The 25,619-nt window shown below is 37.7% G+C and carries 24 protein-coding genes; 23 read left to right on the forward strand and 1 reads right to left on the reverse strand.

Features of this window, described 5'->3' with window-relative positions; genetic code table 11:
* The first annotated feature begins 212 nt into the window (after positions 1 to 212).
* The 21 genes from P0N36_RS08560 (at position 213) to P0N36_RS08660 (ending at position 20,039) form a co-directional block, all read left to right on the forward strand.
* Positions 213 to 1,706: an S-layer homology domain-containing protein gene (locus P0N36_RS08560; protein ID WP_275842431.1), complete on the forward strand. Its 1,494-nt coding sequence runs from the start codon at positions 213 to 215 to the stop codon at positions 1,704 to 1,706.
* A 20-nt stretch (positions 1,707 to 1,726) separates the two neighbouring features.
* Positions 1,727 to 2,401, forward strand: a complete 675-nt coding sequence (locus P0N36_RS08565) for a hypothetical protein (RefSeq protein WP_275842432.1) — start codon at positions 1,727 to 1,729, stop codon at positions 2,399 to 2,401.
* A gap of 38 nt (positions 2,402 to 2,439) precedes the next feature.
* Positions 2,440 to 3,135: a YveK family protein gene (locus P0N36_RS08570; protein ID WP_275842433.1), complete on the forward strand. Its 696-nt coding sequence runs from the start codon at positions 2,440 to 2,442 to the stop codon at positions 3,133 to 3,135.
* Positions 3,132 to 3,863 carry a CpsD/CapB family tyrosine-protein kinase gene (locus P0N36_RS08575; RefSeq protein WP_275842434.1) on the forward strand — a complete coding sequence of 244 codons (732 nt, stop codon included), beginning with the start codon at positions 3,132 to 3,134 and terminating at the stop codon, positions 3,861 to 3,863. The genes P0N36_RS08570 and P0N36_RS08575 overlap by 4 nt, the downstream gene beginning before the upstream one ends.
* Positions 3,864 to 4,002: 139 nt before the next feature.
* Complete coding sequence (locus tag P0N36_RS08580) at positions 4,003 to 5,307, forward strand: pyrimidine-nucleoside phosphorylase (RefSeq protein WP_275842435.1); 1,305 nt, start codon at positions 4,003 to 4,005, stop codon at positions 5,305 to 5,307.
* A 150-nt stretch (positions 5,308 to 5,457) separates the two neighbouring features.
* Positions 5,458 to 6,057, forward strand: a complete 600-nt coding sequence (locus tag P0N36_RS08585) for a hypothetical protein (protein ID WP_275842436.1) — start codon at positions 5,458 to 5,460, stop codon at positions 6,055 to 6,057.
* Between the two features lie 9 nt (positions 6,058 to 6,066).
* Positions 6,067 to 6,807: a segregation and condensation protein A gene (locus tag P0N36_RS08590; RefSeq protein ID WP_275842437.1), complete on the forward strand. Its 741-nt coding sequence runs from the start codon at positions 6,067 to 6,069 to the stop codon at positions 6,805 to 6,807.
* Between the two features lie 69 nt (positions 6,808 to 6,876).
* Positions 6,877 to 7,569: an SMC-Scp complex subunit ScpB gene (scpB, locus tag P0N36_RS08595; RefSeq protein WP_330683994.1), complete on the forward strand. Its 693-nt coding sequence runs from the start codon at positions 6,877 to 6,879 to the stop codon at positions 7,567 to 7,569.
* 22 nt (positions 7,570 to 7,591) lie between these two features.
* The gene (locus P0N36_RS08600; RefSeq protein WP_275842438.1) at positions 7,592 to 8,302 is read left to right on the forward strand and encodes a pseudouridine synthase; all 711 of its coding nucleotides are present in this window, start codon (positions 7,592 to 7,594) and stop codon (positions 8,300 to 8,302) included.
* Positions 8,303 to 8,549: 247 nt separating this feature from the next.
* On the forward strand, positions 8,550 to 10,013 hold the full coding sequence (locus P0N36_RS08605) for an acyl-CoA carboxylase subunit beta (RefSeq protein WP_275842439.1): 1,464 nt from the start codon (positions 8,550 to 8,552) through the stop codon (positions 10,011 to 10,013).
* Between the two features lie 14 nt (positions 10,014 to 10,027).
* Complete coding sequence (locus P0N36_RS08610) at positions 10,028 to 10,375, forward strand: OadG family protein (RefSeq protein WP_275842440.1); 348 nt, start codon at positions 10,028 to 10,030, stop codon at positions 10,373 to 10,375.
* Between the two features lie 10 nt (positions 10,376 to 10,385).
* The gene (locus P0N36_RS08615; RefSeq protein ID WP_275842441.1) at positions 10,386 to 10,760 is read left to right on the forward strand and encodes a biotin/lipoyl-containing protein; all 375 of its coding nucleotides are present in this window, start codon (positions 10,386 to 10,388) and stop codon (positions 10,758 to 10,760) included.
* A gap of 101 nt (positions 10,761 to 10,861) precedes the next feature.
* A complete protein-coding gene (locus P0N36_RS08620) occupies positions 10,862 to 12,091 on the forward strand; it encodes a sodium ion-translocating decarboxylase subunit beta (protein ID WP_275842458.1) in 1,230 nt (409 codons plus the stop codon).
* Positions 12,092 to 12,124: 33 nt separating this feature from the next.
* Positions 12,125 to 13,537, forward strand: a complete 1,413-nt coding sequence (locus tag P0N36_RS08625) for an oxaloacetate decarboxylase subunit alpha (protein WP_275842442.1) — start codon at positions 12,125 to 12,127, stop codon at positions 13,535 to 13,537.
* Positions 13,538 to 13,872: 335 nt separating this feature from the next.
* The gene (locus P0N36_RS08630) at positions 13,873 to 14,784 is read left to right on the forward strand and encodes a MurR/RpiR family transcriptional regulator (RefSeq protein ID WP_275842443.1); all 912 of its coding nucleotides are present in this window, start codon (positions 13,873 to 13,875) and stop codon (positions 14,782 to 14,784) included.
* Positions 14,785 to 14,792: 8 nt separating this feature from the next.
* Positions 14,793 to 16,019 carry an NAD(P)/FAD-dependent oxidoreductase gene (locus tag P0N36_RS08635; protein WP_275842444.1) on the forward strand — a complete coding sequence of 409 codons (1,227 nt, stop codon included), beginning with the start codon at positions 14,793 to 14,795 and terminating at the stop codon, positions 16,017 to 16,019.
* A gap of 9 nt (positions 16,020 to 16,028) precedes the next feature.
* Positions 16,029 to 16,391, forward strand: a complete 363-nt coding sequence (gene aroH, locus P0N36_RS08640) for a chorismate mutase (protein WP_275842445.1) — start codon at positions 16,029 to 16,031, stop codon at positions 16,389 to 16,391.
* 4 nt (positions 16,392 to 16,395) lie between these two features.
* The gene (gene cmk / locus P0N36_RS08645; RefSeq protein ID WP_275842446.1) at positions 16,396 to 17,064 is read left to right on the forward strand and encodes a (d)CMP kinase; all 669 of its coding nucleotides are present in this window, start codon (positions 16,396 to 16,398) and stop codon (positions 17,062 to 17,064) included.
* A 4-nt stretch (positions 17,065 to 17,068) separates the two neighbouring features.
* Complete coding sequence (gene ispH / locus P0N36_RS08650; protein WP_275842447.1) at positions 17,069 to 17,914, forward strand: 4-hydroxy-3-methylbut-2-enyl diphosphate reductase; 846 nt, start codon at positions 17,069 to 17,071, stop codon at positions 17,912 to 17,914.
* Positions 17,895 to 19,130, forward strand: a complete 1,236-nt coding sequence (gene rpsA / locus P0N36_RS08655) for a 30S ribosomal protein S1 (protein ID WP_275842448.1) — start codon at positions 17,895 to 17,897, stop codon at positions 19,128 to 19,130. Before ispH ends, rpsA begins: the two co-directional genes overlap by 20 nt.
* A gap of 123 nt (positions 19,131 to 19,253) precedes the next feature.
* Entirely contained in the window at positions 19,254 to 20,039 is a 786-nt protein-coding gene (locus P0N36_RS08660) for a CheR family methyltransferase (protein WP_275842449.1), read from the forward strand.
* Between the two features lie 96 nt (positions 20,040 to 20,135).
* Here the strand turns inward: P0N36_RS08660 and P0N36_RS08665 are convergent, their stop codons facing one another.
* Positions 20,136 to 21,206 carry a ribonuclease H-like domain-containing protein gene (locus P0N36_RS08665; RefSeq protein WP_275842450.1) on the reverse strand — a complete coding sequence of 357 codons (1,071 nt, stop codon included), beginning with the start codon at positions 21,204 to 21,206 and terminating at the stop codon, positions 20,136 to 20,138.
* 362 nt (positions 21,207 to 21,568) lie between these two features.
* Here P0N36_RS08665 and miaB point away from each other — a divergent pair, with 362 nt between their 5' ends.
* Together miaB and mutS are read left to right on the forward strand one after the other, a co-directional pair.
* The gene (miaB, locus tag P0N36_RS08670; RefSeq protein ID WP_275842451.1) at positions 21,569 to 22,978 is read left to right on the forward strand and encodes a tRNA (N6-isopentenyl adenosine(37)-C2)-methylthiotransferase MiaB; all 1,410 of its coding nucleotides are present in this window, start codon (positions 21,569 to 21,571) and stop codon (positions 22,976 to 22,978) included.
* 13 nt (positions 22,979 to 22,991) lie between these two features.
* Positions 22,992 to 25,607, forward strand: coding sequence for a DNA mismatch repair protein MutS (gene mutS / locus P0N36_RS08675; RefSeq protein ID WP_275842452.1), 2,616 nt, complete (start codon positions 22,992 to 22,994; stop codon positions 25,605 to 25,607).
* Positions 25,608 to 25,619 lie beyond the last annotated feature (12 nt).

Genomic DNA, 25,619 nt, shown 5'->3' on the forward strand with positions numbered 1-25,619 from the left:
CATAAAATACATTGTATTAACGTGATTATTTTAGTATAATATAATGGTTGGTTAAAGGGTCATAACTGTAAAGTTCATAATAGAAAAACTTAGTTTTGACCCTCTAACCATATGTAATGAAATAAGAGTTATACTGTCATAGAGATAGAGATTCAGTATAATAAGGGGCAACATATTCATAAATCATGACGAGGATGGAAGGAAGTATAAAAATGAAGAGGATATTAGCGACATTAATGGCATTAACCATGTTACTTAATTTATTTGCGGTGCAGGTGTTTGGAGCGGAGGCGACAGATCCGGATCTGGTGACTGCATTTGTGGACCATGTTTTTGACTTACAACATAAGGATCAGTTTGTTGATCTTATAGCTGTTATTCGTAAAGTGGACGAAAAAGAAGATATGTTAGAAGCTTATGAAAAAGCCTTTAACGGCCTAACCAGTGGACAACAAGACCGCTTAGAATCCTTTGGTGTAACCTTAGAAGCCATGGAAGCGTTTGTTGACTACATTATGGTGGAAACATATGATGAGAAAAAACTTGAAGAATACTTAGGCCTTAGTCCTAATCCCAATAGACCTGCAGACAAAGCTGCTTTTAGAGCTTCCATAGAAGCTAGGGAAAGTGATTTTAGAGCGGCTCTGGAGGCGGCAGGTGCTAATATAGCAGCCTTAGATGCCGGATTTGCTAGAATGGACAAGTTGTTTGATTTGTTAAATGACGCAATACTTTTGAATTCACTTGGTATTTCCGTTCCTTTTTTAGTAGCGCAAACACCAAATGGAAGCTTTACCCTTGATCGAGCAGAAGCTCAAAAAATAATCACCATTGCAAATTCAAAACTAAAAGATGGTATAGATCATGCTGACACTGTGTTAGATGGTCTACAAGATTTTGTTGATTTTTATAACACAGCTTCACCTAATGACAGAAATCAACTGTATAGATATTTCAATAGATTCGGATTTGTACGTCTTGCTACTGGCGGCGGACCTGGTGGTGGAGCAGGCGGCGGCGGTGGCGGCGGTGGTGGTACAACACCGGTTGTCGATCTAGAAGACGAAGATATAGCTTTAGCCTTACCTACATTTTTGGATACCTTCGGGTTTGACTGGGCAAAAGAAGCCATAGAATCCTTGTTTGCTTTTGGTATTATCAAAGGTAAATCTGAAACGAGGTTTGATCCTTCCGGGTTTGTGACAAGAGCTGAATTTGCCTCTATGTTATCTAGAATGCTGGAACTCATACCAACAACAGAAGTGAATGAATTTGAAGATATCAAGCCCTCTGATTGGTTCTATGATGATTTGAGAGCGGCAGCTGAAAGTGGCATTATAACGGGTTATGGTAATAATACTTTTAAGCCACATCAAAAAGTAACGCGTGAAGAAATGGCAACAATGATTAGCCGCGTGTTAAAGGCCAGAGAAGTAGAAGAACCCACAGATGAAGAGATTGATGTCTTGCTAAATGATTATGAGGATAAAGACCTTATTGAAGCATGGTCGAAAAAAGGTTCTGCCCTTGCTGCTAAATTGGGTATTATTCAAGGATATGACGAAGATGGTAAGAAAAACTTCAAGGCAAAAAGATTTGCAACCAGAGCGGAAGCGGTTGTTATGCTCTACAGAATGGCTACACATATAGAAACGGTTGTCGTCATTGAAGAGACAGAAACAGAAGAAGAAACTGCAACTGAGTAAGTGAGAGTAGGGTAAACGTGATGTTTAAGAAAATGGTTGTAGGTTTGAGTTTGTTATTCTTGTGTGTTGTAATTGGCTTTACGATTCCTTTTATTATGTCAAATCAGAATCCCAGTCAAGAGGTTGATTTGGACGTTTTGAAAAAGCAGTTTGAACAGGAGCTTGAAACAATGCAAGAGCAGAAACTGCGGGAAAATTATGAAGCAATGTGGGATGAGCACATGGATAATAATCCAAAGGAACTAGAAGACTTGCTAGATGAAATGGAGCTATTGAATAAAAGTCAATTAGAGACAAATATAGAAGAAGAAACAGTTATTATTGTATCTCCGGATAGGACAGGTACAATTGAGGATAGTTCGACGGATACTTTGCCCGATGAGGAAGTGGATTTTTTTGATCTGGAGACGGTGCCCTTGAGTGATGGGGAAGTCATCACAGAGAAAGTTGTCAAGGACCAATGGGTGAACGAGAAGATTCATACACATAAGGATCAAATAGCAGATTCCGATTTGAGTGCTGGTGCCGGTATATACAATCGATTGGATACAAACTATTTGTTTAGCTTAGCAGAAGGTGGTTTGTCGGCTGAAAAAGAAGAAGAAGCAAAAGCTTACCTAAGAGCAAACCTGTCTGAGGCAGAACTTGGTAAAGCGATAGAACTATACAACAAGTATGTACATTTATTAAACTAGAATGTCTTACAAGAAGATGATGAGAGTAGGGTATGAACATGAATGAAACGTATCAAGAGCTTGATTTAATTGAGCTCTTAAGAGGTGTTATTTCAAATTGGTGGTTGATTTTGTTATTTATGATTGTTGCCGGAGGTTCTTCTTACTACGCAACGATTACTTATGTTGTGCCTATATATAAGGCGGAGTCCACCTTGTTTATTGGTAAAGAAAACGATGTTATAACAGGAATTAGTCTTGGCGATTTTCAGCTGGACAGTAAATTGGTAGTAGATTACAGGGAACTCATAAAAACCAGATTGGTTACAGAAGAAGTTATTAGTGACCTTGAATTAAAGACGACAAGGAATGAAGTTGTTGATCATCTCAACATTAATATTATCACAGAGTCTAGGTTTATGAATATTACTTATCAAGATCCTATACCTGAGAGAGCCACACAAATTGTTAACCGTTTTTCTCAGGTCTTGGTAGAAAAAGCTGAAACAATAGTTGGTGTAAAAAACATTCAGATTGTAGATTATGCTATTATACCAACATCACCAATCAGTCCGAATGCTACGATGAACGCTTTGATAGCAGCAATGATTGGCGCGATGGTGGCTGTAGGCTTAATCTTACTAAAAATGGCAATGAACAATACCATACAAGATGAATCCAACGTAGAAAATGAATTTGGCATACCGGTACTGGGTGTCATCCCTAAGTTCAAAGGTGAAGGGAGGACAACATGATTAGTAAAGATCTAATTAGCGTTAATGAACCGGAGTCCTTAGCGGCTGAGAGCTATAAAATGTTTAGAAGTAATCTAAAATATATGAAGGTAGACTCAGAAAAAAAAGTGGTTATGTTCACCTCATCTGTTTCAGAAGAAGGTAAAACAACGAGCATATCCAATATTGCGACAAGTTTTGCCCTAGATGGTAAGAAAACTTTGTTAATTGAATGTGACTTACGCCGCGCCAGAGTGCATAGTGTGTTTGGGATCAACCAAAGTCCAGGCATTACCAATATGTTGTCGGAAAAAACGACTTTGGAGGATGCGGTTCATCAGATTAAAGAAGTTCCATTACTTGATGTATTAACAGCAGGTCCCTTACCACCGTCACCGGCAGAATTGTTAGGATCAAAAGCACTTGAGGAGATTGTACTTGAGGCAAGAAGTAAGTATGATATGATCTTAATTGATGCACCGCCGGTACTAAGTGTAACAGATGCGGTTGTTCTTAACAGAATGGTCGATGGTGTTGTTCTGGTGATTGCAGCAAATGAAACAAAGAAAAGCACAGTTCATAAAGCCATAGCAGCTTTCAAGAAAATCGATGCCAATATGTTGGGTATTTTAATCAGTAAAGTGGATATGAAGCGAAATGACTATTATGATTATTATAAAAAGGGTTACACTTATACCCATGAAAAGCCTAAAAAATCTAAACCGGTTATTGAGTATAGTGATAACTAATATAAACAGCGAACCTATGCAATTGCATGGGTTCGCTGTTTTCAAAGTGAAACAAGTATGATATAATGTCATTACATGCAATAGACGATGGACTATGGCTTTATGCTTTAACAAATATCGAAACAATGGAGATGAGACTATGAGAATGTATGACGTCATTGAAAAGAAAAAATTAGGTCAAATATTAACAGATTTAGAAATCAACTATGTGGTGGAAGGCTTTACAAAAGGTGCCATACCGGATTATCAAATGTCAGCTTTGTTAATGGCCATTTATTTTCAGGGGATGAACAAGGATGAGACATTGGCATTAACCCTGGCAATGGCAAAAAGCGGTGATATGTTGGATCTTTCAAAGATTGATGGTATCAAAGTGGATAAACACAGTACAGGCGGCGTTGGCGATAAGACATCTTTAGTATTGGCACCAATGGTAGCGGCTCTAGGCATACCGGTAGCAAAAATGTCCGGTAGAGGTCTTGGCCATACAGGCGGAACAATCGATAAGTTGGAGGCCATTGCAGGCTTTAATACAGATATGTCAGAAGAAGCATTTATTAACAATGTTAATACCATAAAGATGGCGATAGCAGGGCAGACCGCCAATCTTGCTCCGGCAGACAAAAGGCTATATGCTTTGCGTGATGTCACCGCCACCGTTGACAGTTTTTCATTGATTGCCGGTAGCATCATGAGTAAAAAGATTGCTTCCGGTGCAGATGCCATCGTACTGGACGTAAAAACCGGTTCAGGTGCCTTTATGCGCGATGAAGGAGACGCCATTAAGTTGGCAAAGGCTATGGTCGATATTGGAAACGGTTATGGTCGTGAGACCGTAGCCATTGTTTCAGATATGAATCAGCCTTTAGGCTGTGCTGTTGGTAATACCTTAGAGGTTATTGAAGCCATAGAGACTTTGAAGGGTAACGGCCCTGAGGATTTGATGGCCTTATGCTTAGAACTAGGAACACAAATGGTAATCTTATCTAAGCTTACAGAAGATGAAAATGAGGCCAGGTCCATGCTTAAGGAAACCATAATATCCGGTCAAGCGCTTGCCAAGTTCAAAGAATTTGTAAAAGCTCAAGGCGGTGATACCGTTTATGTGGATCAACCGGAACTTTTTGAGAAAGCAAGCGTCATTCGCAAGGTTTTAGCCAGAGATACCGGTTACATCGCTCACATTGAAACAGAGGAAATCGGATTTGCGACTATGATGTTAGGTGGCGGGCGTGAGACCAAAGATAGCCCTATTGATTTATCGGTCGGATATGTTTTCAAAAAAAAGCTGGGTGATTTTGTTGAAAAAGGAGATACAATCGCATTGGTATATGCCAATGACGAAGAAAAATCATTGCTTTCAGAAACAAGATTTTTGGATGCGATCACTCAACAAAAAGAAGCTTATGAAAAACCCAAACTCATAAAGTGCCTATTGAAATAAAACATTATAACCAAAAAGCCTCTAAAGAGGCTTTTTGTTGTTCTTTAGATAGGACTTATCCCTTGCTATTTCCGTGATTTATTAGTAAAATAGCTTATGGGTAGAAATTTGAACCCAAAATCTTGAACGTGATGACTTAGGAGATTAAACATGACGATATTAATAATACGATTGATCATCAATACTTTGTGTGGTGTGATGGTAATGGTGGCTCACGAAGTACCAAAAGTCTTTGCCGCTCATTTCCTAACCCATCCCATCTATAGAAAAAAAACCATTGTGATACCTAAACTAACCAAGTTTATTGATCCTATTGGCTTAATTCTTTTTGCTTTTTCAACCTTTGGTGTTGGATGGCAAAAGCCTTTTGAATACAACCCAAATCGACTTAAAGACAAAGAAAGAAGCCTATTACCCTTAATGTTATCGGGTCAGCTGTCCAGTCTTCTATTTATGTTGTTTATGTTGCCAATCTTCAATTATTTGATACAGGTCAAAGCAAATCCATTCATTATATATGGTGCTTATAAACTGGTGGTTTTTAATATGGTTATTTTCTTGGTGAACCTGTTTCCTGTACCTCCGCTGGATATGAGTAAGATAATATATTCTTTTTCACCTAATAACTATTTTAAACTCATCCAAAATCAACGATACATTCATGCCGGTTTTATACTGATGATTGCTTTTAATATCGTAGAAATACTTGCAAGAGAGATTCTGAACCCAATTCTTAACCTAATGGTATAGGAGAAAAACATGGTCCTATCAGTTAAACTAGATAATTTTGAAGGTCCTTTGGATCTTTTACTGCATCTTATTGATAAAAACAAATTAAATATATATGATATACCCATAGTGGTGGTGACCAAGCAGTATTTGGAGCATATGCGTCATATGGAAGTAGGTCAGATGGAGGTTATGTCTGAGTTCATTGAGATGGCTGCCATTTTGATTAATATTAAATCGAAGATGTTATTACCCAAGTATGAAGAAGATGAAGAAGAGGATGAAGATCCAAGAGCGGTTTTGGTAGAAAAGCTTCTGGAATATCGTAAATACAAGATGATATCCATGGATTTGAAGGAACGTCATAATCAAGCAGACAAGATTCTTTTCAAAGAAGCAAGTATACCGGAGGAAGTGAAGAATTATACTCAAGCACCAGATACTTCAGCTCTACTTGAGTCCATCGATTTTGGGAAATTATATCAAGTTTTTCAATCGGTTCTTAAGAGGAATGAAGACAAGATGGATGTGGTTAGAAGTCATTTTGGTGATATTAAAAAAGAGGCTTTTACAGTACAAGAAAAGATTGAACAATTACTGAACTTAAGAGAAAATTATAGTTCTCTTAGTTTCGCAGATTTATTAGATAATCTAAGTACGAAAGTAGAAATGATTGTTACTTTTCTTGCCGTACTAGAGTTGATGAAAATGGGCAGTATACGGGTTATTCAAACGGAAGTTTTTGATGATCTTATTATTCGATTTGTTTAGAATCCCATTCCCTAAAGGCAGAAGCATTTTAGAAGTAGCCTAAAAAAAATTATGTAAGAAGGAAAAAACATGAATTTTAGTAAAACTGAAGCAGCCATTGAAGCCATACTTTTTTCTATGGGTGAGGCGGTGCCCACAAGAAAAATAGCAGAAGCCATAGAACTCTCTGTGGAGGATGTTTATCACGTCCTGTTGAATATGAAAGATAAATACGACGAACATGAACGTGGTGTTATGCTCATTGAAATCGATGAGAGCTTTCAGATGTGTACCAAGCGAGAATACTATGAGCATGTTAAGAAAATTAATTTTAAGCTAAAGGAATTCATTTTAACGGATGTATTGATAGAGACTTTATCTATTGTGGCTTACAAACAACCGGTCACACGTGCTCAGGTAGAGGCCATCAGAGGGGTTAATTCGAATCACGCGGTAAATAAACTTATTGAGTATAATCTTGTATGTGAGGTAGGGCGCTTGGAAGTCCCTGGTAGACCTATTCTTTTTGGTACAACTAAAGATTTTTTAAGAGGGTTTGGTCTGCAATCCGTAAAAGAGCTTCCGGAGATTGGAGCAGAAGCCTTAAGCCATCTTAAAGACGAAGTTGAACAAGAAATGCAACTATCATTACCACAGGAGGATGTATCAGAAGTTTATCCGGATCTCGTAGATGAAGTAGATGAAGTAGATCAAGAAGATCAAGAAGATGAAGACAAGGGCATTGATTTGGATAAGTTGGTGTTGATTGTAGAAGAACCTTAAGGTTCTAAGAAAGTAGGAAACAATGGAAATTAGACTACAAAAATACATTGCCGATGCAGGTATTGCATCTAGAAGAGCCGCTGAAAAACTTATTTCTAATGGCGAAATCAAAGTAAATGGGCAAGTTGTAAGAGAAATGGGTATAAAGATTAATCCTTTAGAAGATGTGGTTACCTATAAAAATAAAGATTTGAAAAAAGTTGAGCGTTTAGAATATTTTTTGCTTCACAAGCCTGTTCGGGTCGTTTCCACAGCTTCTGATGAGAAAAATCGTACTAATGTAGTGGATATGATTAAAAGCCATCACAGATTATATCCGGTAGGCAGGTTAGACTATATGTCCAGCGGTTTGATTATTCTAACCAATGATGGTGAGCTAACCTATAAGCTAACCCATCCAAAACATGATATAGAAAAGCATTATGAAGTAAAAATCGAACCACCTATTACAGAAAGCGACGTGAAAAAGTTACGGGCTGGTGTTAATCTAGACGGTGAGAAAACAAGACCCTGTAAAGTGAAGCTCATTAAAGATTCAAGTCGTTATCAAGTCTATTCAGTCATTTTACAAGAAGGAAAAAACAGACAAATCAGAAGAATGATTGAAGCTGTTGGTTCCAACGTTGTAGCCCTTGAAAGAACCGCTATTGGTACGATTACGATGGCAGGTCTTAAATACGGACAATACCGTCCATTAAACCGAGATGAAATCAACTATCTGAAGCAACTTTAAGGATGGTAGAGACAGTCTCGGCTTTTTTTAATTTTGACTCTTTAACCATATATCGTTAAAAAAATTACAAACCCTATTGCTATTTTAGTAGGGCTGAGTTACAATAATAGTCGTTGGAACTTGGTATATTACACACAAAATCCTTGTGTTTATTTAAAATACTTATGCAATATAACCATTGATTTTATAAAATGGTATGTTGTCAAATACTTTAAATAAATGCAACTTTATATTTGGAGGTTAATGCATGAGTATGCAGCAAGATTTGGAAAAACTCACTAACCGTCGTAGTACTGCACGAGATCGTATTGATCTTCTATTGGATCAAAATTCTTTTGTAGAAATAGGTGCTTTTGTTAAACCACGACAGACAGACTACAACATGGCGACCATAGAAGCACCCGCTGACGGTGTTTTGACCGGCTATGGTACAGTTGAAGGGCGCTTAACGTATGTATTTAGTCAGGATGCTTCCGTGATGGGTGGTTCACTTGGGGAAATGCATGCAAAAAAGATTGTAGCATTATATGACCTTGCAATCAAAACAGGCGCACCAATCGTAGGCTTATTAGATTCTGCCGGCATGCGCCTGCAAGAAGGTACAGACGCCCTAGAAGGGTATGGACAGATATTTATCAAGCAATCCATGGCATCGGGTGTTATACCCCAAATCATGGCTGTTTTAGGGACTTGTGGTGGCAGCGGCGCTTTGCTACCTTCATTGGCTGACTTTACTTTTATGAAGAAAGAGTCAACATCCTTGTATTTAAATAGTGCCAATACTTTGGATCATACCAAAGCATCGAATGATACGTTAAGTGGTTCCGCTTTTAATGCAAAAGAAACCGGTATGATTGATGTGGTGCTTGAAGACGAGACACAACTTTTGACCGGTATAAGAACCCTTATAGAACTTCTTCCTTCTAATAATAAAGAAGAAGCACCTTATGGTGGCTCAGGCGATGATTTGAACCGTCTGATACCTAGCTTTAGCGCGGATATAAGGGATGGGCTTGATGGAAGCGCAGCTTTGGCTGCCATTGCAGATGTTGGCACTTTCATGCCCTTAAAAAGCGAATATGGTAAGGACATAACCTTAGGGTTAGGCAAGCTTGGTAATATGACGGTTGGTTTGATTGCTAACCAAGCAGATGAAGAAGATGGAAGAATCAGTTTACAAGGGTGTGAAAAAATTGCAGAGTTTGTGAACAAGCTTGATGCATTTGGAATACCGTTAGTGACTTTAGTAGATGTGGTTGGATATACAGCGCGTCTTGAAGAAACACAAGCCGGCCAGTCCAAATACGTGGCAAAGATGATGAGCAGTTTTATTCATGCAACGGTCCCTAAAATAAGTGTTTTGACCAATAGGGCTATTGGATCTGCTTATGTTGCTTTTAATAGTAAACATATTGGTGCTGATTTTGTCTTTGCGTGGCCAACGGCTAAGGTATCCTTTATGGACGCTGAATCGGCTGTTCGTATTATGTATTCAAAAGAAATAGAAACTTCAACGATTGCAGCTGAAGTGATTAAAGAAAAAACAAAGCTTTACCAAGAGGAACAAATGTCGCCTTATAATGCGGCAAGTCGAGGTTATATTGATGACATCATAGAACCGACAGCAACACGTAAAAGACTGATTGCAGCACTAGAGATGTTGTATACTAAATATGTGGTTAGTCCGGAACGTAAACATAGATCTGTTTAAGGTGGTGAATGAATATGGCAGAATGGCTAGAAGAAGGCTTAGTTGGAACCATTAATGGTGTGGGTACAGTTTTTATTGTACTTGTACTCATTGCGATTGTAATCAGTCTCTTTAAATATATTAATAAGATTAATATTTCAAGCTTTTTTAAACCGGCAGTAAAAAAGACGCTACCGGGAGAGGGAAGTCAAACCAATGATGCAATACATTCAACGCCGGAGGTATCAGAAGAAGATGACGCTCAGTTGATTGCAGTTATTGTTGCGGCCATAGCTGCAAGCTTGGAAACCTCAAGTGATCAATTACAAGTCAGATCTTTTAGAAGAATTAATCAGACCAATACTTTATGGAATCGAAGATAGGAGCCCGAATATGAAAAAATTTCAAGTGACAGTGAATGGTAATACTTATGAAGTGGATGTAGAAGAAATTACAAATGGTGTAGTACAACCGCAAGTGGCAAGTCAACCGGCACAAGTCCAATCAACACCGGTTCAAAAGCCGGCAACACCATCTACACCTGTAGCGGTGGACGGAATATCTGTTGAAGCACCAATGCAAGGTAAAATCGTAGCTTTGAAGGTTACCCAAAATCAGAAAATTCAAGAAGGTGATGTTATCGCCGTTCTTGAAGCGATGAAAATGGAAAATGAGATTGTAGCTTCATCTGCAGGTACGGTAGCATCTGTTCATGTTGCTATAGGACAATCAGTGGATGCAGGCGACTTAATTGCAACCCTTAATTAGGCCAAGGAGGTTCATTGAATATGTGGGAAAAACTTATTGAGGCCTTTGCTAATTTCATCCACAGTTCTGGTCTATACTGGTTAGTAGAAAATTTTTCTGATATGGGTTACAAGAATTTGATTATGATTGTCGTATCCTTAACCCTTATGTACCTAGCTATAAAAAAAGGCTATGAGCCTTTACTGCTATTGCCGATTTCTTTTGGTATGTTGCTTGTTAATCTTCCGATTACTTTTATTATGGAAGGTGCTATGACTCAAATACCCCTTCCAGATGGGACGATCTTTGAGTTTGCAGGAACAAAGATTGAAGCGGCAGCAACTTTTGCAGCAGACGGTCCGGAAACCGTAGCTTATATCCTGTCTCAGGCCAAAGAGATCCCTGGAGGCTTATTATATTACCTTTATTACGGGAATAAACTGGGCATATTTCCACCGCTAATATTTATGGGTGTTGGTGTTTTGACCGACTTTGGTCCCTTGTTAGCCAATCCAAAAAGTTTTCTTTTAGGTGCCGCTGCACAGTTTGGTATTTTCTTGGCTTTCTTCGGGGCACTTATGTTAGGTGAATTCTTTCCTGAATTATTTGCCTTTGGTCCTAAGGAAGGGGCGGCCATTGCCATTATTGGTGGTGCAGATGGTCCAACCGCCATATATACGGCGATAAAACTGGCCCCTCATTTGCTTGGACCTATAGCGGTAGCGGCATATTCTTATATGTCTCTGGTGCCGATTATACAACCACCGATTATGCGGTTATTAACAACCAAGGAAGAACGAAAAATTAAAATGAAGCAACTAAGACCTGTATCTCATACAGAAAAAATACTGTTCCCAATTGTCGTTACCATTTTGGTTATTTTGATTCTCCCTACGACAGCGCCTTTAATCGGTATGCTGATGTTTGGTAACCTAATCAAAGTATCCGGTGTTACGGAAAAACTGGCAGAAGTGGCTTCTAATGCTTTGATGTATGTCATTACCATATTTCTTGGTATTACCGTTGGAGCAACAACCAGTGCTGAAGCTTTTCTTAACTTTGAAACCCTTGGAATATTATTACTTGGATTGGTTGCCTTTTCCTTTGGTACGGCTTCAGGTGTCTTACTTGCTAAACTGATGAATAAATTGTCCAAGACGCAGATTAATCCTCTTATTGGTGCGGCAGGTGTTTCGGCAGTGCCGATGGCGGCTCGAGTTGTTCAAAAAGTCGGTCAAGAAGAAGATAAAAGCAACTTTCTGCTTATGCATGCCATGGGACCTAATGTGGCAGGTGTCATCGGTTCGGCAGTTGCAGCAGGTGTATTCTTATCCTTATTTTTAACAGCTTAATAACAATAACAATAATGGACCAAGGAGGTAAACATGGCAGATATGATAAAAAAACCAATAAAAATTACAGATACAATTTTTAGAGATGCCCATCAATCATTGATTGCAACACGGATGACCACCGAAGATATGCTTCCAATTATTCAGAAATTGGATAAAGTAGGCTATCATTCTATGGAAGTATGGGGTGGTGCTACTTTTGATGCCTCTTTAAGATTCTTAAAAGAAGATCCATGGGAGCGTCTTAGAAGTTTGCGAGAAGGGTTTAAAAACACTAAGTTACAAATGCTCCTTAGAGGTCAAAATATTCTGGGCTATAGAAATTATGCAGACGATGTGGTTGAATATTTCGTTCAGAAGGCGATTTCCAATGGTATTGATATTGTTAGAATATTTGATGCCCTAAACGATCCACGTAATTTGAAAACAGCCATCGATGCCACTAATAAAGAAGGCGGACACGCTCAAGTGGCGATTGCCTATACTTTGTCCAAAGTACATACAATCGACTATTTCACCGATTTAGCCAAAGAACTTGAATCCATGGGGGCAAAATCTATCTGTATTAAAGATATGGCCGGCCTACTTGTGCCTTATGAAGCCGAAAAACTGGTCAAAGCCCTTAAAGCAAATGTGGATTTGCCTTTACAAATCCATTCACATTATACTTCTGGTGTTGCATCCATGTCTTATATGAAGGCGGTTGAAGCCGGATGTGATGTTATAGATACAGCAATATCGCCATTTGCCCTTGGAACGGCACAACCGGCAACAGAAGTCATGGTAGAATCTTTTAGAAATACACCTTTTGATACCGGATTTGATCAAGAATTATTGGCAGAGATTGCAGATTATTTTAGGCCTATGCGTGATGCAGCTCTTGATTCCGGTCTAATGAATCCAAAAGTATTGGGTGTTAATATTAAAACCCTTTTGTATCAAGTACCAGGTGGCATGTTATCAAATCTGGTTTCCCAACTTAAGGAGCAAAATGCTGAACACCGTTTTGCAGAAGTGCTAGAAGAAATGCCTAGGGTGCGAGCTGACTTTGGGTATCCACCATTGGTAACACCGACCAGTCAGATTGTTGGTACTCAAGCAGTTTTAAATGTTTTGGGTGGAGAGCGGTACAAGCTGATTACAAAAGAGTCTAAAGCTCTTGTGAAAGGTGAGTATGGACGAACACCGGTTGCCATATCACCGGAGATTGTAAAGCAGATCATCGGTGATGAAAAACAGATTACTTGTCGTCCGGCTGATTTAATAGCACCGGAAATCGATAAACTAAAAAAAGAAGCCAGTGCATATATCAAGCAAGATGAAGATGTATTGTCTTATGCCTTATTCCCACAAGTCGCAGTAGATTATTTTAATTACAGAGATGCAAAGTTGACAAAAGTAGATATGACTGTAGCTGATAAAGATAACAAAGTCTATCCTGTATAAAACAAAGATGATTCAGTCACCTTTTTGGTAGCTGAATCTTTCTTTTGTGTCATCATATATGATTGAAATGTCAAAACAATATGATTGAACTCTTGATGCCTTTACTCTAGTTATAAATAACAATTGTAATTGTTGTGGCTTTGGTCTATAATAAATGAAGGAAAAACTTTAATACAATTCATTTGTGTGACAAATGAATTGTATTAAAGTTTTTGAATCAAATATTGATTAAGGCGTCAAGAGTATTAAGCTTGGATTTGACACTCTAATCACCAATGAATACTTAGTAATTTATGGACGTTAAGTAGGCTAAATGGTCTAGAAAAGGGGAAAATATGAATAGACAAAATGACTTAGTAAAGCGAATTAATAGTAATTATTCAAAGTTTAGCAAGGGTCAGAAACTGCTTGCCAATTATATTATAGATCATTATGAAAAGGCTGTTTTTTTAACTGCCGCCAGATTAGGGAAAATCGTTGGCGTTAGTGAGTCTACAGTTGTACGCTTTGCCAATGAACTTGGTTATGATGGTTATCCAAAACTCCAAAGAGCTTTGGAAGAACTGGTCAAAACAAAATTAACCTCTATTCAAAGGGTGGAAGTGACAACAGATCGTATTGATCAATCTCATGTTCTAAGATCGGTCTTGCAATCCGATGCGGATAAGATTAAGTATACATTAGAAGAAATTGAAGAGGCTGTCTTTGATCAGGCGGTAGATATGATTTTAGAAGCAAAAACCATCTATATTATAGGTGTTAGAAGTAGTGCCACTTTAGCCAATTTTTTAGGTTTTTATTTTAACCTTGTTTTTGATAATGTAAAATTAATACATACCAACAGTGTTAGCGAAATGTTTGAACAAATCTATCGTTTAAAAGAAGAAGATGTGGTGATTGGCATAAGCTTTCCTAGATATTCTAAACGTACATTAAAGGCTATGGAATTTGCCAAAACCAGAAAGGCTGGCGTTATTACCATTACAGACAGTTTGCTTTCACCTATGATACAGTTTGCAGATTGTTCATTGATTGCCAGAAGCGATATGGCTTCTTTTGTAGATTCTCTTGTTGCACCACTCAGTCTAATTAATGCACTTATCGTTGCTTTATGTATTAAAAAGAAGGATGTGGTTGTCGAAGCACTAGGCAGCCTTGAACAGATATGGACAGAGTATCAGGTTTATGATAATGATGATGACTTGAATATTGGGTATAATCTAAATCTAAAATCCGATAAGGTGTAGGTGTGATTATGAAAAAAGTCATAATCATTGGTGGTGGACCGGCCGGTATGGTGGCAGCCATTATGGCAGCTAGAGAGGGTCATGATGTGACCTTAATGGAACAAAACGAAAAATTAGGAAAAAAACTCTATATCACTGGAAAAGGTAGATGCAATCTTACCAATGAGGTGAATGTGGAAGCGCTCATTAAGCAGGTGGTCACGAATCCCAAATTCCTATACAGCAGCTTCTATACTTTTGATAGTGAAGGTGTCGTTCGATTTTTTAATGAAATTGGTTTGGAAACGAAAGTCGAGCGAGGTAATCGAGTCTTCCCTCAATCGGATAAGTCTTCAGATGTTATTAACGCACTTATGAATGCTATGAAGGCTTTGAAAGTAGATGTTCGTTTAAAATCTAAAGTAACTGGGATAGCCATAGAAAAACGTTGTGTTAAAGGTGTTTATTTAGGTGATTTGTTTGTTGAAGCAGATGATGTTATCGTTGCTACAGGCGGTATATCTTACCAGATGACTGGTGCTACCGGTGACGGTTACCTATTTGCTAAAGATGCGGGTCACAAAGTAATAAGGCAGGAACAAGGACTTGTACCCCTGAACATTGTAGAAGATTGGGTTAAGGCACTTCAAGGTCTTTCATTAAAAAATGTTGAACTTGTATTAAAAACTAAGGACAAAGTACTATATCGCGGTTTTGGCGAGATGCTTTTTACGCATTTTGGTATTTCAGGCCCATTGGTCCTAACTGGGTCTAGTTACTTAAAAGACTTACCTTATCCGATTCAAGCCTTTATTGACTTAAAACCTAAACTAAGCATAGAGCAAATGGACTTACGTCTACTAAAAGACTTTGAGCTGTATAATAGAAAAAATTTTGAAAACGCATTGGCAGACCTATTGCCTAAAAAATTGATTCCTATAGTTGTGTTATTGTCTGGTATTGATCCGGAAAAAAAAGTGGATCAGATCACGAAGGTTGAAAGGCTTAAGCTTCTTGAAACATTAAAAGCCCTGCCGATGACGGTTAATGGAAAAAGAGGCTATAATGAAGCAATTATTACTCAAGGTGGTGTGGATGTTAAAGAAATTAACCCCAATACAATGGGTTCTAGAATAGTTGACCATTTATACTTTGTAGGTGAGGTTTTAGACTTGGATGCTTTGACCGGTGGTTTTAATCTACAGATTGCTTTTTCCACCGCTTACTTAGCAGGTATTTCTATAGATAAGAGTTAGGAGATTATAATGATTGCAATTAGAGGCGCAATTACAGTTAAAGAAGATACAAAAGAAGCGATTTTAGAAGGTACTGAGTTCATGCTAAAGTCGATTATTGAAGAAAACAATTTAGAAGACGATGAGATTATATCCATTGTTTTTTCAGCAACCAAAGATTTGACTCAGATCTATCCTGCAGTCGCGGCCCGAAACATAGGTATAACCTGTGCCAGTCTTTTATGTGTTCAGGAGATGTATGTGGTAAATAGTCTGAATAAATGCCTTCGAATTCTTATGCATGTTGAAAAAAATCTTTTACAAAAAGACATAAAACACGTATACTTGAGAGATGCAAAAATACTTCGACCTGACTTAACTAAGAAGGGGTAGCAATATGAATGATATATTAACCATAGCTATAGATGGTCCTGCAGGGGCAGGCAAAAGTACTATTGCAAAAAGATTGGCAAAAGACTACGAGATAGTGTATGTGGATACAGGTGCAATGTATCGATCGGTAGCGCTCTATATGATGGAGCATGACATTAATCTTGATGTGGAAAGCGCCGTTGTCGAAGCTTTGAGTCAGGTACATATACGAATTGTGTATAAAGATGATACACAAAATATTTATTTAAATGAAGAAGATGTAACACAAAAAATAAGGCAACAATCGGTTGGGGAAGGCGCTTCAAAAGTATCAGCCTATCTTCCGGTACGAAAAAAAATGGTCATGATGCAACAAGAGATGGCAAAAAAAACGAGTTTGGTCATGGATGGCAGAGATATTGGAACACATGTCTTAACCGATGCAAGAGTAAAAATATTTTTGAGTGCAGATGTCATGATAAGAGCGAAGCGAAGGTTCAATGAGCTCATAGAAAAAGGGGCATCCGCAGATCTACAGATGATCGCAAATGAGATAAAAGAACGAGACCATCGGGATATGAACCGAGAACATGCACCATTAGTACAAGCTAAAGATGCCCATATGTTAGATACATCCAATATGAGTATTGACGAAGTGGTGGATGAAATAAAGAAAATCATTGAAATGAGGTAATGGTTTGGAAATAATCATGGCAAAATCAGCAGGTTTTTGTTTTGGTGTAGACAGGGCTCTGAAAAAAGTGTATGATGGTCTAGGCAATGAACCTATTTATACATATGGACCAATCATTCATAATAATCAAGTGGTTGAGGAATTGACATCTAAAGGTGTTAAAGTTATTCATGATTTAGATGAACTGGGACAATTGCCCCATGGGAAAGTGGTAATCAGAAGCCATGGTATCAGTAAAGCGGAACAAGATTTGATTTCTGACTCAGGGTTTGGTATGATAGAAGCAACCTGCCCATATGTGAAAACAATTCATAATTGTGTAGAAAAAGCATCATTAGAAGGTCATCATATTATAATAGTCGGAAACAAAAATCATCCTGAAGTAATGGGTATAAAAGGATGGTGCCAGCAACCGGTATATATTATTGAAAATGTTTCACAAATAGAGGAAATACCATTTGATATGGATATTGTGTATGAAGTGGTGGCACAAACGACCTTTAATATTGGATTATATCAAGAAATTTTGATTCGATTGCAAAAATTAAAATTTCATGTTATTATAAACGAAACAATATGCAAGGCCACTTCTGAACGTCAAAAAGAGGCCTTGGAAATAGCTAAGAATGTAGATGTTATGTTGGTGATTGGCAGTAAACATAGCTCGAATACAATCAAGCTATATGAAATATGTAAAGAGCAATGTGACCTTACATATCACATTGAATCTATAGAAGAATTTGAGTTGAGGGTTCTAAAAGGACATTCCTTAGTTGGAATAACGGCAGGAGCATCAACTCCTAAGAAACTTATCAAGGAGGTCATTTCGAATGTCAGAAATGCAGAATGAGAATGAACAAAGCTTTGCAGAAATGCTGGAAGCATCTTTAATTTCAATTCATAAAGGTGAAATTATTGAAGGTACGATCATTGGTGTAAACGCCGATGAAATCTATGTCAATATAGGTTACAAGTCAGATGGTATCATCCCTAAGAGTGAATTTTCCAATTACCCAACTGTGAACCTAAGCGATTTGGTAACTGTAGGGAACAAAATCAGAGCCAAAGTACTTAGAGTAAATGATGGTGAAGGTCAGGTCTTATTGACTTACAAGCGTCTAAAAGCAGAAGACGGAATGAAACGGGTAGAAGAATTATACAAATCAGGTGAGGAAGTTACCGCAAAAGTTTCTTTGGTTCTTGCAGGTGGACTTGTAGTGATTATTGATGAAGTAAGGGTATTTATTCCGGCTTCTTTGGTTTCTGACTCCTACGTGAGTGACTTATCTGAATTTAAAGACCAAGAGTTAACGTTTATTATTTCAGAGTTTAACACGAAAAAAGGAAGAATCATTGGTAACAGAAGAATCCTTCTTGAAAAAGAGAAGAGCAGCATGCAAGTAGAAATCTTTAAGAACCTTGAAGTGGGTGCTGTACTTGAAGGTACTGTTAAGAACATTACAGATTATGGTGTGTTTGTTAATCTAGATGGTGTTGACGGATTGGTTCATATATCTGAGCTTTCATGGGGACGTGTTAAGTCACCTAAAGAAGTTGTTAAGATCAATGAAAAAGTGCGTGTACGTGTTATTAGCATTAATCAAGAGAAAAAGAAGATCTCTTTATCTATGAAATTTGATGCTGAGAATCCATGGAACGATGCAGCCAATAAATATGCTGTAGGCAATGTTGTAACCGGTCGTGTTGCAAGAATGACGGACTTTGGTGCGTTTATAGAGCTAGAAGAAGGTGTAGATGCACTTCTACATGTATCTCAAATCTCTATAAAACATGTTGAAAAGCCTTCAGATGCTTTGACAGTTAATCAAGTGATTGAAGCTAAAGTTACGGATCTTAACTTGGATGAGAAGAAAATCAGTCTATCTATAAAAGGTCTGGAACTTGAAAGAGAAGAAGAAAACAAAGAAGAAACGGTAGAAGTTGAGGATTCAAAAGAAGTTTTAACAGAAGCTGTTGATAAAGAAGAAGAAGTAAAAGAAGTAAAAGAAGAAGTAGAAGCATCTGAAGCAGAAGAAGTGAAAACTGAAACTACAGAAGAAGCTTAAGTTTTATAGAGCAATGATGACAAACTTGCTGGTTATGCCGGCAAGTTTGTTGTACTTACTATTAGGGTTTCCCTACTTCTTTAACAAGGTGTCGAATAAAATAACTGACAAGGAGACAATGCTTTGATTAAAGATTATGAGAGTTTTAAAAGAGAAATATTGTCATTGACGAAAATAGACTTGAATGCCTATAAAGAAAGACAAATGAAGAGGCGAATCGATTCATTAATTAAAAAAAATGGTGTTTCTGATTACGATGCTTATGTGAAAGAACTGAAAAATAACAAAGAAGTTTATGAGGAGTTCATTAATTATTTGACGATTAATGTTTCGGAGTTTTTTAGAAATACAGCCCAGTGGGAAGTTCTTGAAAAAGAGATTTTTCCTTATATTTTTGATAAATTCGGTAAACGTATTAAAGTATGGAGTGCAGCCTGTTCAACAGGAGACGAACCCTATTCTCTGGCCATGGTCCTTAGCAAATTCATACCTTTGAATCAGATTCAAATCATTGCAACAGATATTGATAAGCAGATTCTGTCTAAGGCAAGGGAAGGCATATATAACGAAAAAAGTATTGCCGGTGTACCTAAAGCATTTAAAGACAAATATTTTGAGAAAATCGGTGCATCCTTTCGTGTCAGTGATGACATAAAAAAATGCATTACTTTTAAGGAACATAATTTACTCAAAGATGCGTATCCGGATCATTTGGACTTGATTGTTTGCCGTAATGTTCTTATTTATTTTACAGAAGATGCTAAAAGTGATATATATGTAAAGTTCAATAAAGCGCTGAAAAAAGAAGGTATATTGTTTGTTGGTAGCACAGAACAAATCATTCAGTCTCAAAGGTATAACTTTGAAACCAATAAGTCTTTCTTTTATAAAAAAACAGGCGAAATGTAGGTTGTTTAAGGTGTCAATCAGGGTCTCTAAGTGGAAGAAAGCTTAGAGGCTTTTTCTTTCCACATTCGGTTCTGCAAATGCTTGATTTTAATAGGCTTAAAGCAGTGTCAACAATTTCTTAGCATACAGAACAAGATCCACTTCACTTGCCAAATCATCTAAACAAACATAACCTTGTACATCCGTATAATTCTCATAATAGCAATTCATTGGTAGATTGAGGTGCTTATAAGCAGGTAGAAAATACCCTTTTTTATGAATATAGCAGTTTTCTTTGGTTGCTTGTACTTTATGACTGGGATCCACATATTTGCCCACACTTTTGTGAACAGCATAACCTTCCGTGGTTAAGAAGAAATAGTCTTTTGGGTTAGGGAAGTAATACTTCAAAGTGTCACGTCGAAGGGGTATTCTTAATGTACATAATGGATGATGAATGCCCAGTTGATAGTGGGTTAGTTGAAAGCTTTGGTTTACCGGTTCAGATATGGGAAAGCTTATAACATAGTCACCCTCATCTTCATAACCATAAATCTCGCTGATCATTATAGAATCTTCTTTCATCTGTTCTAAAAGATTAAATAAAGGCATATGTGATATAAGGCCAACAAGACCTAGTAGGTCTTCATAATTATGTAAAAGTAAGGTTTGAAGCAGCGGCTCATCTTTTGTATCTAGATAAGCTTCGTAAACCTGAATTAAATCCCCACCACTAAAAGGATCATGGCGATTATATCCAAAATACTTTTCCAATGTTTTGAGTTTTAAATTATCAAGTCCCAAAGTTTTTTTAAAAGGTCGAAGGATTTTGAGAAGATCATAACTGATATAGCTTGGACAATCCATTTTGTATAAGGCCATTCTTCTTTTTATAAATGGTAAATCAAATTGATCTCCATTAAAATGGTAAATACGATTGTATTTTTTGAGCTGGGCATTGAAATTGAAAAGCAATTCATATTCATCACTGGCTTTTTCACAAAACCATTGCTCACGAATCAGTGCATTTTTCATTTTGTCATAATAGACCATACCAATCAAATAGATGGTGGCATATTTGGGCGAAAATCCGGTGGTTTCTATATCAAAGGCCATGGTATCCGGCTCGAAAAGACAATGATTTGGTTCATATTCTGATGTATTTATGATATCTTTAATAACCAACATAAGTAATCCTCTATGTATAGCAAGTACTTAATTTTTCTCAAAACAGGTAAAATTAAGGCAGGTTCATGCTATGAGTGCTCGGGTCAACTGGGTTGCATGTTTATCGAAAATACGTTAATATCTATACTCTAGTACAAATCCATTAATTTGTAAAGACATGTAAAAGATAGGGTGCAATTGACCCTTCACATAAATCCTATAATCATATATAATGGTTAAGGGTCGGGACACTTGAGAAACTTAGTAATGATCGTTAACCATAATGGTTAAGGGTCAGGACTCTAGTTGAACTTACTTAAACAATAATTGTTTTGACACCTTAACCTATGATGTAAATATAGAAATACTTAGAGGTGAATGAATTGAAGAGAACAGGTTCAGTGGCCCTTAGCCACGAGGAAACACTAAGGCAAAAGGCCATTATTGAAAAGCTTAAGCATAGATTGAAAGATAGGGAGCTGACCTATTTTATTACGACTTTTGGATGTCAGATGAACGCCCATGATTCGGAAATGATTAAAGGCATACTTGAAGATATCGGTTATAGAGAAGCGGTTTTGGAGCAAGAGGCTGATTTTGTCATCTATAACACCTGTGCCGTTCGAGAGAATGCAGAACAAAGGGTATATGGACGTATCGGTCACTTGAAAAGCATTAAAAGAAAAAGACCGGAGATGATGATTGCTCTATGTGGATGTATGATGCAACAGCCAACGGTGATCCAGGAATTAAAAAAGAAACACAAGCATATAGACTTGGTATTTGGTACCCATAACCTATACAAGTTAGCTGAATTACTTGAAACCAGACTAGATAGTGGTAGTGCAGTTTATGATATATGGGATGCGCATAAGGAAATCGTTGAAGATCTTCCAACCATTAGAAAGCATCGTTTCAAAGCATCGGTTAACATTATGTATGGTTGCAATAACTTCTGCACCTATTGTATAGTACCTTATGTCAGAGGCAGAGAACGGAGCCGTCATCCGGAAGATATACTAAAAGAGATTACAGAACTGGTAGAAGACGGCGTGGTGGAAATCATGCTCCTTGGTCAAAATGTCAACTCCTATGGCACCGGCCTTGATCTACCGATGACTTTTGCAGAACTTATTCATGAGGTGGAGAAGGTTGAGGGTTTAAGACGTATTCGTTTTATGACACCCCATCCCAAAGATCTGTCGGATGACCTTATTCAAGTCATGTCGGTTTCACAGAAAATCTGTCATCATGTTCATCTACCTATTCAATCCGGAAGTACCAGACTTTTAAAAGCTATGAATCGACATTATACCAAAGCATCTTATCTGGATTTAGTATCCAGAATCAAAGCAAAAATACCGAACGTAGCCATAACAACCGACTTGATTATTGGCTTTCCAAGTGAAACAGAAGCAGATAATGAAGATACTATTGATGTGATACATCAAGTTGAGTATAATACAGCGTATACTTTTATTTATTCTAAAAGAACGGGCACACCGGCCGCCAATATGGAAGACCAGATACCAGAATCTGTAGTAAAAGAGCGTTTTAATAAGGTTCTTGAGGCTATGGATATCGTGAGCTTGAAAAACAGTGAAAAGCATATCGGTAACACTTATGAACTCCTAGTTGAAGAAGTGAACCACAAGAAAGCAGACTGGGTAAGTGGACGTCTTGAAGATAATCATTTGGTTCATGTTCAAGGGGATGAAAGTCTTATCGGTACATTTGTGGATGTAAAAATTATCGGATCAAAAACTTATTACCTTGTTGGTGAGATTATATAACAGAGGGGATACTATGGCTGAAAAACTAACACCCATGATGCAACAATACGTAGATATCAAAAAACAATATAAGGACGCCATCCTTTTTTTTAGGCTTGGTGATTTTTATGAGATGTTTTTTGAAGATGCAATCATCGCTTCTAGAGAGTTGGAAATCACCTTAACAGCTAAGAGCTGTGGTATGGATGAGAAGGCCCCTATGTGTGGTGTGCCTCATCATGCGGTAGAAGGCTATATTGATAAGCTTATTGATAAAGGTTATAAAGTTGCTATAGGTGAGCAATTAGAAGATCCAAAGTTGGTAAAAGGAATCGTGAAGCGTGATGTGGTTCGGGTGGTAACACCGGGAACCAATATGAATCTTCAATCTTTAGATGCCGGTAAGCATAATTATCTAGTGACCCTCTTTCAAAATATTGCACATTATGGTATAGCTTATGTGGATATTACGACCGGCGACTTCTATGTTACTCAGGTTCAAGGGTACGAAAAAGTATTAGATGAGTTGGCAAAAGTCCAGCCGCGTGAGGTCATATGTAATAATACGGCTTTATGTAATGAACCCTTAATGGAAGGGGTTAAGAACCGATTCAAAAGTTTTGTGTCGGCTAGAGAAGATTGGTATTTTGACCTTGAGCGGTCCACAGAAGCCATTAAGAAACAGCTTAGAATAGGATCCATGGAAGGCTTAGGCTTTGCAGACAAATCAGAAGCTGTAAAGGCTTGTGGTGCTCTTATCGAATACTTAAATGAGACACAAAAAAGTCAATTACATCATTTGTCTCATATTCGTTATTATGCCACAGAAGACTTTATGCTATTGGACTTGTCGACGCGACGCAATCTTGAGCTGGTAGAGACTTTAAGAGAAAAAGAGCGACGCGGTTCCTTACTATGGGTGGTGGATAAAACCAAAACCGCCATGGGTGCCAGATTATTAAGACAGTATATTGAACAACCTTTAATTCAGGTAGATGAGATTAATCAACGGCTTGACGGTGTTTCGAATTTATATGATGAACCTATGTACTTAATGGAGTTAAAAGAGTATTTAACACCAATATATGATATTGAAAGACTTATGAGTAAGATAAGCTGTCAAACGGCTAATGGCAGAGACTTACAAGCTTTTAAACAATCCATTAATATGATTGAACCCATTAAGACTTTGCTTGAGAATCTGGAAGCCGCCTACTTTATTAGAATAAGGGAAAATCTAGATGACTTAAGAGATTTATATGAATTAATTGACCAAGCTTTAATAGAGGAACCACCGATTGCCATTACTGAAGGTAGACTTATATTGAAAGGCTTCAATGAGGAAGTGGACCGATTAAGATCTGCGACAACGGACGGCAAAGAATGGCTTGCTAAGTTAGAATCTAAGGAAAGAGAACGCACAGGCATTAAGAATCTAAAAGTTAAGTACAATAAGGTGTTTGGCTATTATATAGAAGTGACCAATTCATACTTGAATCTGGTGCCGGAAGATTATACAAGAAAACAGACCATGTCAAATGGCGAGCGTTATATCACGCCGGAATTAAAAGAAATGGAAAACACCATATTAGGTGCTCAGGAAAAGCTTGAGGCATTGGAGTATGAATTGTTTGTTAAGATTCGAGACACCCTAAAATTAGCGGTTGGAAGGATTAAGGCCTCAGCTGATCAAATTGCAAAATTGGATGTTATGCAAAGCTTGGCAGACACTGCCCTTAAAGAGAATTTTGTTAGACCACAAGTGGAAAATGACGGTAGGATTGATATTGAAGAAGGACGACACCCGGTTGTTGAAAAAATGATGCCCCATGATCAATTTATCAGTAACAACACATATTTGGATCAACATGAGCATCGATTTTCCATTATTACCGGACCGAACATGGCCGGAAAATCTACTTATATGCGTCAAGTAGCTTTAATCACTTTATTGGCCCAAGTAGGCAGTTTTGTTCCTGCCAAATCAGCAAAAATATCTGTTTGTGACCGAATTTTCACAAGGGTTGGTGCATCGGATGACTTATCTTCCGGTCAAAGTACGTTTATGGTAGAAATGACGGAAGTGGCCAATATCTTAAGAAACGGTACAAAGAAATCACTAATAATATTAGACGAAATCGGACGTGGTACCTCTACTTTTGATGGTCTTAGTATTGCTTGGGCTGTGGTGGAATATATTGTCAATATCCATACCATGGGTGCAAAAACCTTATTTGCCACCCATTATCATGAATTGACAGAGCTTGAAGGTAAGATTGAAGGGGTACAGAATTATTGTATTTCTGTAAAAGAACAGGGTGATGATATCATTTTTCTTAGAAAAATCATACCTGGTGGTGCCAATAACAGTTATGGTATACAAGTGGCTAAGTTGGCCGGTGTTCCGGATTTTGTTATAAAGCGTGCCAAAATGATACTGGAAGAGTTGGATCAAGCGGATATAACCAAACACGCTGAAAGCATTAAGGTTATGGAAAAACCCGAGAAAGCAGAAGACATGCAGTTAAGTCTTTTTGAAAACATATCAGAGGATGTGGTTGAAGAATTAAGGGGCCTTGATGTTAACGCCCTAACACCTCTTGAAGCACTCAATAAACTGGCACAACTTAAAAAACGTCTTAAGGGATAAGGATAGGTGAGA

Origin of the sequence: Petrocella sp. FN5 (assembly GCF_029210395.1) — a bacterium.
Classification (GTDB): domain Bacteria; phylum Bacillota; class Clostridia; order Lachnospirales; family Vallitaleaceae; genus Petrocella.